The sequence below is a fragment of the Novosphingobium sp. PhB57 genome, assembly GCF_004342985.1.
Classification (GTDB): domain Bacteria; phylum Pseudomonadota; class Alphaproteobacteria; order Sphingomonadales; family Sphingomonadaceae; genus Novosphingobium.
The window spans coordinates 456577-469897 of record NZ_SMBO01000003.1; the positions used below are offsets into that span (position 1 = coordinate 456577).

Genomic DNA, 13321 nt, shown 5'->3' on the forward strand with positions numbered 1-13321 from the left:
CGGCCTTCATCGGCCCGTGCGGCCCGCGTGATTCCTCTTTAACATGAAGCGCATGATAGCCAGACGGCCTCGCTTGGCAAATCGCTTCCATAGGGCTGGACTTGGATCGGTTCATCATCGATGAAACCTCTGGTTCAATGCTCTTATCATGGACAGGATCGATATTCGATGCGCCTCGACAAGTTCGATCTCAACCTGCTGATCGCGCTGGAACTGCTGCTGGAGGAGCAGAACGTCACGCGGGCGGCGCAGCGCCTCAACCTGACACAGTCGGCCATGAGCGCGGCGCTTGCGCGGCTGCGACTGGCGCTGAACGACGAACTGCTGGTGCCGCATGGCCGGCGGATGGTGGCGACGCCCCATGCCCTGGCGCTGGCGCCGCAAGTCTCCGAAGCGGTCCGCAGCCTTCGCGCGCTCATATCCGGGGCCACGGCCTTCGATCCGGCCACCTCCGACCGCCGCTTCGAAATCGCCGCTTCCGACTACATCGCCACGATCCTGCTCAGTCCCCTGCTGCCCCAGCTCAAGACAGAAGCCCCGAACGTGGCAATCAACGTCGTGCTGCCCACCCGCCAGACGAGCGCGCTGCTGGAAGACGGCAAACTCGACTTCCAGCTCACGCCGGAACAGTTTCTCAGCGCCGACCACCCCAGCGAACTGCTGTTCGAGGAGCGCCACGTCGTGGTGGGCTGGTCGGGGAACCCCGTCTTTTCCGGCGAGATGACCGAAGAGGCCTTCCATTCCTGCGGCCATGTGGCGGTAAGGATCACCGGCGTCCCCTCGTTCGCGGAGCGGCACCTGCTGGCGGCCGATGACCGGCGGCGCATCGAAGTGACGGCGCCATCGTTCTCGCTGGTGCCATGGCTGCTGCCCGGCACGCACTTGCTGGCTTTGATGCATGAGCGGCTCGCCCGGCTATTTGCACCCTTGTTACCGCTCGAAATCCGACCCGCACCGATCGCCATGCCGCCGATGCGGGAGATGATCCAGTATCACGCGGCCCGGGCGAGCGATGCAGGCATGATCTGGTTCAAGGATCGCCTCATGGCCGCGGCTCGTCAGGATCATGGCGGTTTGGCCGGGTAGGCGTCGGCGCTACGCCGTCCGGGGCGGCAGATGGCCCTTCGCCTGCCGGAGCGCCTCGGCAGCCCCGCGCGCTGCGAGCCAGCGCGAGCGATCGGCCTGCGCATCGGGCAGCGCACGATGGGCGGGCGAGCCCGTCCGCGCCGGGTCCGTATCTGCAAGAATTGCCTTCACAGCCTCCCGGGATTCCTCCGGTGAAAACGCTTCTCCGAGCAGAGTGCCCAGTTCCCGCGCGATCATCTCGGAAGTCTTGCCCAGCCGAAGCTGGTGCTTGGGGAAACCCACGCTGCGCAGCAGCGCGTTAAGCCACTTGGCATCCCATGACGGCGCACTGGCGAAGAGGTCGTGGCCGGTCAGCACCTCCACCATGCGGAGCGCCACCCGGTCATGCGGCTCCCCCTCGCGCGCAAGCTGGCTTCGGGAGATACCGTGGATGGCCTCGGCCTCCTCGTCCCAGTCCGTCCAGTCCGGGTGCGGCTGGATCAGATGGCTTTCGCAGCGCCCGTCTTCGAACACCCAGGCCACCTCGATCGGATAGCTGCGCTTCGCCAGCGAAGACGCTTCGAAATCGAGGAATACGCGCATGCCCGCTCAACACGCCCCCGGAGGGACGCGCCGAGCCGGACCTGCGGAGCCGAAAGCGTCAGGGCCCACCAACGTAGGACCCTCTCTCCACGATCACTTCGCCTTCGTCCTCGCCGTCCCAGTAGTGAGCGCGCTCTGCTCCCACGCGGATCAGCACGAGGCCGGGCGTATCGACGCCGTCCTTGAACCAGCGATCGAGATCCTTGGTCCAGTGCGCGGCGAACTGGGCCTTGTCGCGGATCAGTTCGCCCTTGCCCTCCACGGCAATGAAGAATGGCCGCATGCCCAGGATCCCGGCCTTGCCCTGGAAGTTCAGGCCGACGCGGGGATCGTCGGCGATCTCGGATACCATCGCGGTATCCTCGGTGGTGAAGAACCAAGAATCGCCGTCATATTCCACATCGCGGTTGTTGCTCATCGGCCGCGCGGCGATCGTGCCGCCGGGGCCGTGGGTGGAGAGCATCGTGAAATCTATGTCCTTCATCTTCTCGGCAAGGTCGCTGAGGGTCTTGCTGGTCATTGCAGTTCTCCCATGAGGTTGCCGAAATCAACCCGTGATGGGCATCGATGCTCCCGAGGGAAAGACCAAGCGGGCAGGAGCGTCGCCAGCCGGAACCTTGCGGCGCTGACGGCGCTCAGCGGTCCAGCAGTTCGCGCACTTTCGCGGCCAGCGCCTGCATGGTGAACGGCTTGGAGAGCAGTTCCACGCCCTCGCCCAGCCGCCCTTCGTGCATGATCGCGTCGTGAGGGTAGCCCGAGGTGTAGAGGACGCCGAGACCGGGCACGATCTCGTGGGCGGACTGGGCCAGTTCGCTGCCCGACATGCGCGGCATCACCACGTCGGTCACCAGCAGGTCCACGGGTCGATCGCGCCCGCGCAGCAGGTCGAGCGCGGCAAAACCGTCGGCCGCCTCCAGCACGCGGTAGCCGAGATCGCAGAGCGCGCCCACGGCGTAGCGGCGCACGTCGTCATCGTCCTCGACCACCAGGATCGTCTCGGAAGGGCGGCCAAAATCCTCGGCGGCGGGATGGTAGGCCTGATCCTCTACTGCGCTTGCATCGCCGCGCGGAAGGTGAAGCACCACCCGCGTGCCGCTGCCCGGCTCCGAGGCGATGTCGATGCCGCCGCCCGACTGCTTGGCGAAACCATAGACCATCGACAGGCCCAGCCCCGTGCCCTTGCCCACGTCCTTGGTGGTGAAGAAGGGATCGAAGACTTTCGCCAGCGTCGCCTCGTCCATGCCAACGCCGTTGTCGACCACTTCGATGGCCACATAATCGCCGGCGGGCATGTCCCCGCCCGTGCCGGAATGGACTGCGTTGCGAGCGGTGATCCGCAGCGAACCGCCCTCGGGCATGGCGTCGCGCGCGTTGACCGCCAGGTTCAGGATGGCATTTTCAAGCTGGTGAGGATCGGCCTCGATCATCCACACGCCGGAATTCGCATCGATGGCGATGGCGATGGCCTCGGTGATCGTGCGCGAGAGCAGGTCCGACATGCCTTCCAGCAAGTCGCGAACGTTCACTGCGCGCGGGTCCAGAGGCTGGCGGCGCGAGAAGGCGAGCAGGCGGTGGGTCAGTGCGGCGGCGCGCTCGGCCCCCTTCATCGCCTGTTCCAGCGAGCGCCGCACGCGCGGATCGGCCGAAGGCGCCACCCGGCGAGAGGCCATGTCGATGCTGCCGATGATGATCGTCAGGAGGTTGTTGAAGTCGTGAGCGATGCCGCCGGTAAGCTGACCGACGGCCTCCATCTTCTGCGCCTGGCGCAGGGCCTCTTCGGCATGCTGGCGTTCCGCGACTTCGGCGGCGACGCGCTGTTCCAGCGTTTCCGCCAGTTCGCGCAGCGTGGCTTCCTGCCGCTTGGCGTTGGTTACGTCGTAGATGACGCCCAGCAAACGGTAACCCGTGCCGTCCGCCTCATACTGCACTTCGCCGCGCCGGGCGATCCAGCGCAGTTCGCCGTCGTCGCCCCTGCGGATGAGGAACTCGCCCGCCAGCGTGTCCGGAAGGGCGCCCTGCACGCCTTCGGGGATCAGCGCCAGTTCACCTTCGCTGACGACCGAATTGATCGTTCGCAGCGGGAGCCGGTCCGCCGGGTGCAGGCCCAGCAACACGCAGAATTCGGTGGAGACGGACACGGTCGCGAAGCCGTCGTTATATTCGAAAGTGCCGACCCCGCCCGCACTCTGCGCGATGCGCAGGCGTTCTTCGGTACGCTTGCGCTCGGTAACGTCGACCAGCAGGCCGGTGAAGCGCAACGGCTCGTCATCGGCATCGAGATGGCATTGCCCGCGCCCGTGCATCCACAGGACCTTGCCCGCCGGCGTGACGACGCGGAACTCCTTGGAAAACAGCGAGGCCCCGGCCAGCATGCCCGCCACCGCGATGCGGATGCGGGGGCGGTCTTCGGGATGGATCGAGCGGAAGAACGTGGCGGTGGGGAAACCGTCCCGGATCTGGTCGGTGGGCAGGCCGTAGAGTTCGGCGAAGCTGGCATCGAGGAACAAGCGTTCCCCGGCGATGTCCCAGTCCCAGGACCCGCTGGCCCCGGCCGCCGCAAGAACCGCGCGCAATTGCTCGTCGTTCAGGGCGCTGCCCGCGGCGCGCGCCATCCCGTTTCCGCCTGTGCCATCACCGGCGCCGCCGCCCGGTCCCCCGTCCGTGTCAGGCATCGTCGCCCACGACGCTCGCGATGAATTCGTCCAGCAGTTCCTTCAGCGTCGCCAGCGAGGGGATGTCCATCAACATGGCGATATAGCCCCTGATGTCGCGCATGCGCACGGCGAAGTCGATGTAGAGGAACAGCACGAGACCTTCCTCGGCGCCGGACTCGTCCACCTCGAACAGGGTCGCGCCATTGCCGCGAAGCACTTCCGGGATCGTCATCGTCAACGACCGTTTCAGCATGTTCGCCATCGTCGCCAGGCAGGAATTGAGTATGACGTTGCCCGTTTCGGCCAGGGCCTCATGCTCCATCTCTACCACTTCCTCGGCGCTGAGTTCGCCGCCGGTAACGGCGCGCACCAGTTCGAGGCTGTTCGTCTCGGGAAAGATCAGGAGCGCGCGGCCCGAGAAAGGCCCGCGGAAATCCTGCCGTACCGCGATCAGCTCGGCCACTTCGCGCTCGCTGATGAGGCGCGCGGCGCGCCGGTGGCTCACCACTTCGATGGAAGGGACGGAGAGCAGAACCTGCTCGCCGATCATCTTGCGCAGGCTGGAGGCAGCGCGGCTCACCCCGATATTGACGATTTCCGTCAGCGCATCGCGTTCAAGCTCGGTAAGGGCAACCTGCTCCGGAATCATGCCCGCGTGGTTCTCAGCTTGAGCGCGGCACCCGAAAGGAAGCCCGAAAGACCATCGCTGGTCACGGGCTTGGCGATGAACGCCGCACCCACTTCGCGGGCGCGGGCGATGATCTCGTCCTGGATGTTGGCGGTGATGATCGCAATCGGCATCTCGGGCCGCATAGCGCGCAACTCGGCCGCAAGTTCCAGCCCGTCCGTCTCGCTCATGTTGAAATCGATCAGCGAGACATCGACCGTCTCGTTTTCGATCACTTCCAGCGCCTCCCGCGCGCTGCCGGCTTCCACTTTGCTCCACTCCGGCTGGAGCTGGGCCAGGGCCTTGGATGCCACGATCCGCGCAAGCTTGCTGTCATCCACGATCATCACGGTAACCGACACGGACTGCTCCTCAATTTCTGCTGCTCATGGTGCTGCCCGCGAGGGCGATTTTCCCGACCTATAGGGCGCGAACCTGAAGGCGGGTATAACTTTCATTACAAAGCCGGCGGTTGCGGTGCGGCAAAGGACAGGCGCTGAAGCAGGGGATCGGCAAAGTCCCCCTCGATCCGCCGGGCGAACAGCGCCAGCAGTTGCAACACCGCGAAATGCGCGCCTTCCATGGCCGAGACGTCCACGACGCGCTGCGGATCGTCCTGCAGCGCCAAAAGCAGCGGCTCCGCATCCTCGACCGGGCAGGCCCCGACCAGACGCACGATCTCGCTTTCCACGACGATGCTCATGACAGCAGCTCCGGCAGATCGAGCACGAGCAGGACCCCGCCATCGGCATCGACGGCAGTGCCGCCGATGGCCGGCATCGCGGCGAGCAATCCGGAGCGCTCGCGCACGGCGGCATCCATCCGCTCGCCCACGGCGTCTACGCGCAGCGCGATCCGCTCGCCTGCCGCCCCGGTCACCACCAGTCTCGCCGCTTCGCCCCCCGGCGTGTCCTCGTGGCCCAGCAGCGCCGCCAGCGACAAAACCGGCACCGTGCGGTCGCGGATCACGCAGGCACGGCCATGGCCAAGCTCCTGGATCTCGGCAGGGTCGATGCGCAGCGTCTCGTGGATCTGGTCCATGCGCAGGCCATAGCGCTCGCCGGCGACACGCACCGTAACCAGGCGCGTCAGGATCGCCGTGAGGGGCAGGCGGATGGCTATATCGGTGCCCTGGCCGAGCGTGCTCTCCACCTCGATCGAGCCCTGCATCCGCTCGACCGCGCGCTGCACGGCGTCCATGCCCACTCCCCGGCCCGACACGTCGGTAACCTCTTGCGAGGTGGAAAAGCCCGGCGCAAAAATCAGCCGCAAGGCCTGGCGATCCGTCAGTGCTGCCGCGGCCGCCTCGTCCAGGAGGCCGCGAGCCACCGCCGCCTGCCGGATTACCGCGGCATCGATGCCCTTGCCGTCGTCCGAAAGCGCGACCGCAAGATGGTCTCCGCTGCGCTGGAAGCTCAGGCGGACGGTCCCGGTGGCAGGCTTGCCCGCCTCCGCACGTCGCTCGGCGCTTTCGAGGCCATGGTCGATGGCGTTACGCACGAGATGGAGCAGCGGCTCGAAGATGGCGTCCGCCACCTGCTTGTCCACTTCCGCCCCCTCGCCGGCCAGTTCGAACCGGACGTCCTTGCCCAGCGAGGCGGCCAGTTCGCGCGCCAGGCGCGGCAGGCGGCGCAGGACGGGCTGCAACGGCACCCGGCGTACTTCGGCCACCGTCGAGGAAAGCCGCCCCAGCGCGCGTGACAGCTCGCCCTGAACGCGGCGCAGCTCGGCGGCCAGCGCGCGGTCCGTCACCGCCGCGCGCTCGGCCGTCGCCTCCAGGGCATTGAGCGCCACCGCGAGTTGGCCCACTTCGGCAGCGAGAACGTCGAGCCGCAAGGCCGAGACGCGCAGCATGCCGCCGCCCTCGCCCGGGTCGGCCGGGGCCGTTTCCAACGCGCCGGGTTCGCTCTCGCCCTGGCGCAGCCGCACCACCTCGACCTGATCGGGCACCATGCGAAAGGCCGCGCGTACATCGTCCGGCTCGGCGCTGGAGAGTCCCAGCAGATGCATCGCGCAGCGAAACGGCTCGAACTGCGCGAGGTCCGGCGCGTCCGGCGCCGGTTGCAGTTCCATCGCCAGCAGGCCCGGCACCGCCCGCACGACGGTCAGGGGGTCTTCGCCGCGAAAGAAGCAGTCCGGATCGGGCCTGTAGCGGAAGGCGGACATGGCGCCGGCTCCATCCGCCGCGGCAGCGCTGCGGACAATCGGCGCGGTCCAGTCCGGCAGTTCGCCGGTCGTTTCCGGCGGCGCGGGCGGGCGTTCCGCTTCATCCAGCGAGGCCGCAAGCGCAAGGCTGCGCGTCTCGGCATCCGCCGGCAGCCGGCCGTCGCGTTCCACATCGTCGATCCAGCGGTCAACCTGGTCCACCGTTGCCACGAAGCCGTCGAAGTCTTCCGCCGTCAGCACCGCATCGCCGCGCCGGGCCTGATCCAGGCGCGTCTCGGCACGGTGCAGCACGCGCTCGGCGGGCGCCATTTCGAACAGGGCCACCGAGCCCTTCAGCGTGTGGACCGCGCGGAACAGGCTGTCCAGCACGTCGCGGCGTTCGGGCTGGCGCGCCAGGGCCACCAGATCGCCTTGCGCCTGTGCCACGAGATCCCGTCCCTCGATCAGGAACTGTTCGAGCAATTCGTCCATCATGAGCGACGATAGACGATCGCGTCGTCAAGGCGAACGAGATTGAAGCGATCGTCGATCCGGGTCATCGATTCGCTGTGACCAAGGCAAAGATAGCCGCCCCGACGCAGCGCGCCATGCAGGTTGTCCGCCGCCACCTGCCTGCCTGCCTCATCGAAATAGATCAGGAGATTGCGGCAGAGGATCACGTCGAACTGGCCCTGTGCGGCCATGGAACTGGCGTCGATCAGATTGGCGTAGGCAAAATGCACGGATTCGCGCAAGTCCGCGATCAGGCGGTAGTGCCGATCGTCCCGCTCGAAATAGGCCGCCCGCAGTTCTTCGGGCATGCGGGCCACGGCGCGCTCGCCATAGTCGCCCTCGCGCGCGGCGGCGAGCGCCGCTGTGTCGATGTCGGAGCCGACGATCTCGATGTTATAGGCATCCACCAGCGGCCAGAATTCGAGCAGCCAGATCGCGATGGAATAGGCTTCCTCGCCCGTTGCGCAGGGCATCGACCAGATGCGGATGCGGTCGCCGGGAATGCGCGTGCGGGCCAGTTCCGGCAGGATCGTATTGGCGAGCGCCGCGAACTGGTGTTCCTCGCGGAAGAAATAGGTTTCGTTGATGGTGACGGCATTGATCAGTTGCTGCCGTTCTTCCGCGTCGGTCAGGAGGCGGGTGAAATAGGCGCGCGCATCGGGCGATCCGGTGCGCCGGATCCGATCCACCAGTCGGCGCTCGATATAATAGGTCTTGTTCGGGCCGAAAGTCATGCCGGTCCAGCCGCGCAGCAAGTCGCTGATGCGCGCGATATCGGCGTTCTCGACGCCCGAACCCGGCGAAAGGCCCGTTCCTGTTTCCGTCATGCGCCGGCCCAGTCGAGCAACTGGCCGGCGATGCGGTCCATCGGCAATACCAGGTCGGCGCCGTCCAGCGCGACCAGCGCCCCCGGCATGCCCCAGACGACGGCGCTGTCAGCGTCCTGCGCTATCGCACGGCCGCCCTCGCGCCGCATGCGCGCCATGGCCTGCGCCCCGTCGTTGCCCATGCCGGTGAGCAGTACCCCCACCAGGGCCTCGGCGCCCAGCACATCGCATGCGGACTCGACGAGCCGATCCGTGCTCGGGTGCCAGGGCAAGTCGGCGCGGGCGGGCGCGGCCAGCACGAAAGCCTCTCCCCGGCGGCGTGACAGGATCACGTCGGCATCGCCGCGGCCGATATAGACATGCCCCGGCAGCAGCGGCACGGCGCCGGTCACTTCGCTGACGGTCAGCGCGCATTGCCGGTCGAGCCTGCGGGCGAGCGGCCCGGTAAAGCTGGCCGGCATGTGCTGCGCGATGACGATGGGCCAGGGAAAATCAGCCGGCAGCGGCTGCAGCAAGGCATCGAGCGCGGGCGGGCCGCCTGTAGAGGAACCGACGATCACCGCGGAAATGCCGTCCAGCGGCTCGGCGCCCGGCAGCTGGGCCGGTTCCCTCCCGACAAGCTGCGTCTCAGCGGGATGCCCGGTCCTCATCGCAGAAGCGCGCGCATGAGCCCTTGCCCGCAGGCGGTCGGCCAGACGCACGAAGCGCGGCAGGCGCGCAGACGCCGCCGCGCGCACTTTTTCCACGAGCGGGTCGGCGATCCGGTCGATCTCCAGCGAGATCGGCCCCTCGGGTTTGGCCACGAAATCGACCGCGCCCAGCGACAGCGCCTCCAGCGTCTCGTCGGCGCCCTCCTGCGTCAGTGCCGAGACCATGACGACCGGACAGGGCCGGTCCACCATGATCCGGTCGAGACAGGCGAGCCCATCCATCTGCGGCATGTGCACGTCCATCGTCACCACATCGGGCGCAAAAGTGGAAAGCATGGCCAGCGCCTCGGCGCCATCGCGCGCGACTGCGATCTCGAACCCGCCGTCCTCGCGGAAAAGCTGGATCAGCAGTTTGCGCATCAGCGCGGAATCGTCGACGATCAGCAGCCGGATCGCGGTCAACGCACCGCCTCCAGCAGATCGCGCCCGGCCGCGTCGATCAGGGTCAGGGGCGAGACCAGCAGTGCGATGCGCTCCCCCGCGCCGGCACCATCGGCCAGGCGCACATAGCCATCGAAGATCGCGTCCGCCTCGCCGCCGGCCTCCGGATGCTCGATGGCCGCCTTCGTCAGCCTGATGAGGCCGTCCACGCGTTCGACCAGCAGGCCGACGACATCCCCGCCCTGCCGCGCGAGCACGAGGCGCCTGCCCTCCCGTTCCGCCACCGATCCGCCGCCGAGCCGCATGGTAACGTCGATCACCGGCACTGCAGACCCGCGCACATTGACCATGCCTGATAGCCAGCCCGGCGCATCGGGAATAGCCGAGAGAACCGGCACCCGCGCCACCCCTTCCACGGAGCCGAGCGGCATCGCCAGCCGGTTCCCACCCGCTCGCAAGGCAAGGTAGGCGCTCTCCGCCTCCACAGCCGCCGGGGTCACATCCGGCAAGTCGGGAAGCGCCTCCATCCCGGCCACCGCCTCGGCATCGAGCAAATGATCGGCATCGAGCACGGAAATCAGGCGCTCGCCCGAACCGGGACGGCAGATCGCCTGGATCGAGGTCTCCGCATCCCCGCGCAGCAGCACGCCCGGCACCGGCTCCAGTCGCCCATGCTCGACATGAACGACATTGCGCACCCGCTCGGTCACCAGTCCCACCCGGCCCGCGCCGACGCGCACGACCACGATCTGCTCGCGCGCGGCAGGGGCTTCGGCCTCGAAACCCAGCAGGCGGGCCAGCGAGAACAGCGGCAAAAGGCTGCCGCGATGTTCGATGGCCCCCAGCGCCGTTGCCGCCGCTCCGGGAACGACGGCAAGATCGGCGGGCTTCGTCAGCACTTCCTGCACCTGATCGGCGGGCAAGGCGAAACGCTGGCCGGCCAGATCCATGACCAGAAGTGCCAGGCGCTCGTCCCGCACCGCTTCGCTGCGCTCCGCATGCAGCGGTGCATGGGTCGCAGCGCGTCGCTCCGGAGCCGGGAAACTGGCCGCGAGCAGCGCATCGAGGTCCAGGTTCTCGCCATCCCCTCCTGCGCCCAGGCCGAGCACGGCATCCACCGCCAGCGCCACCGGCCGGGCGCCGTCCAGCAGCAAGGCCCGCGCGGGCGCCCCTTCGCCGGCCCCATTCCTGGCATCCCCGAGCGCGAGAACGGGCAGGATGTGCCCCCGAAAGTTGCCAAGGCCCAGCAACCTGGCGGCACCGAACGGCACCGGGGTCAGTCGCGGCAGAGCCGAGATTTCGCGAACCAGCCGGGCAGGCAGGGCCATTCGCCGGCCGTCCGCCACGAAATTGAGAACCGTATCTTCGCTTTCGGCCGCCGCCCGCGCGGACACGGACCGATCAGGCGCCGCGGTCGAGCGAAACGGCCAGCGCCGCGATGTCCTCGATCGCCGCCGCCAGTTCCTCCGCGCCTTGCGCCTGCTGGCGGGCGGCAGCGCTGGCCTGCCGGGCTGCGCCTGCGGCAAGTTCGGCGGCCGAGGCGATCTGGTCGCTGCCGCTGCGGATCTCGCGCACGGCGTGCAGGATCGCCTGCGCTCCGCCGAGAATGGCGGCATTTCCGCGCCCGGTCTCGGAAAGGTTTTCGGCCATGACGGAGAAACGCTCGATCATCGCGCGGTTGCGCCCGCCTTCGGTTTCAGCGGCGCCCACGATCTGGTCGAGATCGCTGCGTACGAGGGTCAAGTGGTCCTGGATGGCGCGCACCGCGTCCTTGACGTCTTGCGCATTGGCTGCCGCCTCTCGCGCAAGCTTGCGAATATCGCCGGTCACGGTCGAGAAACCGGCGCCGGCACTGCCCGCTCGGGTCGCTTCCACCGCGCCGTTGACCGCGAGCATGTTGGTCTGGAGCGCGACCAGCGCCAGCCCGTCGCCGATCTTCTCGATCCGGCGGCCGGTGTCGCCGATCGTGCCGAGCGACGACAGCACCGCGCGGGTTTCCTCGACACTTTCGGTGACGCCTGACACCAGGGCCATCACCTGGGTGCTGCCCTGCTCGGTCGTGGCGATCACTGCGGCGATGCCCGTGCTGGCCTCTTCCGCGCGTTCCTGGGCGGATATGGCCGCCTTTTCGATCTGCACCATCGCGGCGCTGGCCTGCAAGGTGGCCGCGCCCTGGATCTGTGCGCCGCGCGAAATCTGCTCGATGGCCACGAGGATCTCGCCCGCCGCGCCGGACAGTTCCTGCACGGTGGCCGAAAGCTCTTCGGCGGCCGCCGCGATCTGCTCGGCCGCGCCGCTTTCCTGGCCCTGCCCGGCGTTCTCTCCGCCGACTTCGCCCGAAAGCCGGTCTGCCAGCACTGCCAGCGTCTCGGCGGTCTGCTGGCTCTGCTCCAGCGAGGCCGCCTGCTGCTCCACGGCCTGCCGCGCTTCTGCCGCTGCCGCCGATTGCTCCTCGGCCGCGGCGGCGATCTGCTCCGCGCCCTTCTCCGCCTCGGTGGCGGCACTGTCGGCCTCCATGGCGGCCAGCGCGATATCCTGCGCGCCCTTCCCGAGCGAGGACAGCCGCCCGCGCGCCTCTTGAAGATCGTTCACCAGCGCCCGCCCGCCATCGGCCTGACTGATGGCAACCGTGGCGGCACGGCGGATGCGCTCGGCCACCTGGCGGATTTCGGAGACGATGCTGTCACCCAGACTGCGGATTTCCGCGGCGTTCCGCTCCGAATCGTCGGCCAGTTCCCGCACTTCGTCGGCGATGATCGCGAAGCCCCTTCCCGCCTCGTCGGCGCGCGCCGCCTCGATAGCCGCGTTGAGCGCCAGCATCCCGGTCTGCTCCGAAAGGTCCGCCACCGTGCCGCCGATCGCGATGATCGACGCGGCCGTGGCCTCCAGCTTCTCGACAAGCTGGACCGATCCCAGCTGCCGCTCGCCATTCAGGACGATCGCGGCGACCGAAGCGTCGATCTGCGTCGCCGCTTCGGCAAAGCCCGACTGCACCAGTTCGATGTGCCGCTGCGCAGCGCCCGCGCGCTCGCTGGATTCGCGGAAATTGCCACGCAGGCTGGCGATCAGCCCGAGCGATTCCTGGGCCGCGCCTGCCGCTTCTTCGGCCGAGACGGAAATGTGATCGGCGGCCCGCTGGAGTTCTCCCGCAGCGCTCGCCGCCTCGGTAAGCCCGCTGGCGAGTTCCTGTGTCGCCTCGTCCAGCCGTTCGAGCACGGTGACCGCGCGCCGCCCTCCACGGGCCGATGCCGCGGCCGTGCGCGGCACCGCCTGCGGGGCGACCGGATCGGTGCCGGAGCCCGTGGGGGCCGTCTTGCGGGCAGCCAGCGCGGATTTCTTGACTAGGGGCATGGAAGACCTCTCAGATGACCCGGCAGCGGATGGGCCACTCGTGATCCTCCCGGCATATGCGCAAACCATGGCCGCCATCAAGCTCCCAGCACTAAAGCACAGGCCCGAAAGGAGCGGACGGACAGGAACGCCGACCCGGCGGCGGGCGTTGGCGGAGAATATCCGCGAGCAGGAGCGACAGCGCCATGACGAAGGAATTCAAGAAAGGCGACAAGGTGGAGTGGGACACCAGCCAGGGCGCGACACACGGCACTGTCCAGAAGAAGCAGACCACCGAGACGCATATCAAGCGCCACAAGGTCGCCGCCACGCCGGACGACCCGCAATATATCGTCAAGAGCGACAAGTCGGGCAAGAAAGCGGCGCACAAGCCCGAGGAACTGCGGCGCAAGTCCTGAAGCCGCG

13 protein-coding genes are annotated in these 13321 nt (G+C 68.0%); 2 read left to right on the forward strand and 11 right to left on the reverse strand.

The genetic code is table 11. The annotated features are described in order from the left end of the window. Nucleotides 1–168 precede the first annotated feature (168 nt). Complete coding sequence (locus EDF58_RS12695; protein WP_132265940.1) at nt 169–1086, forward strand: LysR family transcriptional regulator; 918 nt, start codon at nt 169–171, stop codon at nt 1084–1086. A 9-nt stretch (nt 1087–1095) separates the two neighbouring features. On the opposite strand, the gene EDF58_RS12700 is transcribed toward EDF58_RS12695, so the two are convergent. The 11 genes from EDF58_RS12700 to EDF58_RS12750 form a co-directional block, all read right to left on the reverse strand. Beyond that, nucleotides 1096–1668, reverse strand: coding sequence for a transcriptional regulator (locus EDF58_RS12700; protein ID WP_132265942.1), 573 nt, complete (start codon nt 1666–1668; stop codon nt 1096–1098). 58 nt (nt 1669–1726) lie between these two features. Continuing rightward, entirely contained in the window at nt 1727–2188 is a 462-nt protein-coding gene (locus EDF58_RS12705) for a pyridoxamine 5'-phosphate oxidase family protein (RefSeq protein ID WP_132265943.1), read from the reverse strand. A 115-nt stretch (nt 2189–2303) separates the two neighbouring features. Next, nucleotides 2304–4280 (reverse strand): hybrid sensor histidine kinase/response regulator, encoded by a 1977-nt coding sequence (locus EDF58_RS12710; RefSeq protein WP_132266255.1) that lies wholly within the window; start codon nt 4278–4280, stop codon nt 2304–2306. A 52-nt stretch (nt 4281–4332) separates the two neighbouring features. Beyond that, nucleotides 4333–4971, reverse strand: coding sequence for a chemotaxis protein CheX (locus EDF58_RS12715; protein WP_132265945.1), 639 nt, complete (start codon nt 4969–4971; stop codon nt 4333–4335). Further along, on the reverse strand, nt 4968–5351 hold the full coding sequence (locus EDF58_RS12720; protein ID WP_132265947.1) for a response regulator: 384 nt from the start codon (nt 5349–5351) through the stop codon (nt 4968–4970). Before EDF58_RS12720 ends, EDF58_RS12715 begins: the two co-directional genes overlap by 4 nt. Before the next feature lie 95 nt (nt 5352–5446). Next, nucleotides 5447–5692: a hypothetical protein gene (locus EDF58_RS12725; protein WP_132265948.1), complete on the reverse strand. Its 246-nt coding sequence runs from the start codon at nt 5690–5692 to the stop codon at nt 5447–5449. After that, complete coding sequence (locus EDF58_RS12730) at nt 5689–7626, reverse strand: chemotaxis protein CheA (protein WP_132266258.1); 1938 nt, start codon at nt 7624–7626, stop codon at nt 5689–5691. The genes EDF58_RS12725 and EDF58_RS12730 overlap by 4 nt, the downstream gene beginning before the upstream one ends. After that, a complete protein-coding gene (locus EDF58_RS12735) occupies nt 7626–8474 on the reverse strand; it encodes a protein-glutamate O-methyltransferase CheR (RefSeq protein ID WP_132265950.1) in 849 nt (282 codons plus the stop codon). The genes EDF58_RS12730 and EDF58_RS12735 overlap by 1 nt, the downstream gene beginning before the upstream one ends. Further along, nucleotides 8471–9586 (reverse strand): chemotaxis-specific protein-glutamate methyltransferase CheB, encoded by a 1116-nt coding sequence (gene cheB / locus EDF58_RS12740; protein ID WP_279388322.1) that lies wholly within the window; start codon nt 9584–9586, stop codon nt 8471–8473. Before cheB ends, EDF58_RS12735 begins: the two co-directional genes overlap by 4 nt. Next, nucleotides 9583–10959, reverse strand: coding sequence for a chemotaxis protein CheW (locus tag EDF58_RS12745; protein ID WP_132265952.1), 1377 nt, complete (start codon nt 10957–10959; stop codon nt 9583–9585). The genes cheB and EDF58_RS12745 overlap by 4 nt, the downstream gene beginning before the upstream one ends. Before the next feature lie 7 nt (nt 10960–10966). Continuing rightward, nucleotides 10967–12916, reverse strand: coding sequence for a methyl-accepting chemotaxis protein (locus EDF58_RS12750; RefSeq protein ID WP_132265953.1), 1950 nt, complete (start codon nt 12914–12916; stop codon nt 10967–10969). A 185-nt stretch (nt 12917–13101) separates the two neighbouring features. On the opposite strand from EDF58_RS12750, the gene EDF58_RS12755 reads away from it, so the two are divergent. After that, nucleotides 13102–13314: a DUF2945 domain-containing protein gene (locus EDF58_RS12755; RefSeq protein ID WP_132265955.1), complete on the forward strand. Its 213-nt coding sequence runs from the start codon at nt 13102–13104 to the stop codon at nt 13312–13314. The last annotated feature ends 7 nt before the right edge of the window (nt 13315–13321 follow it).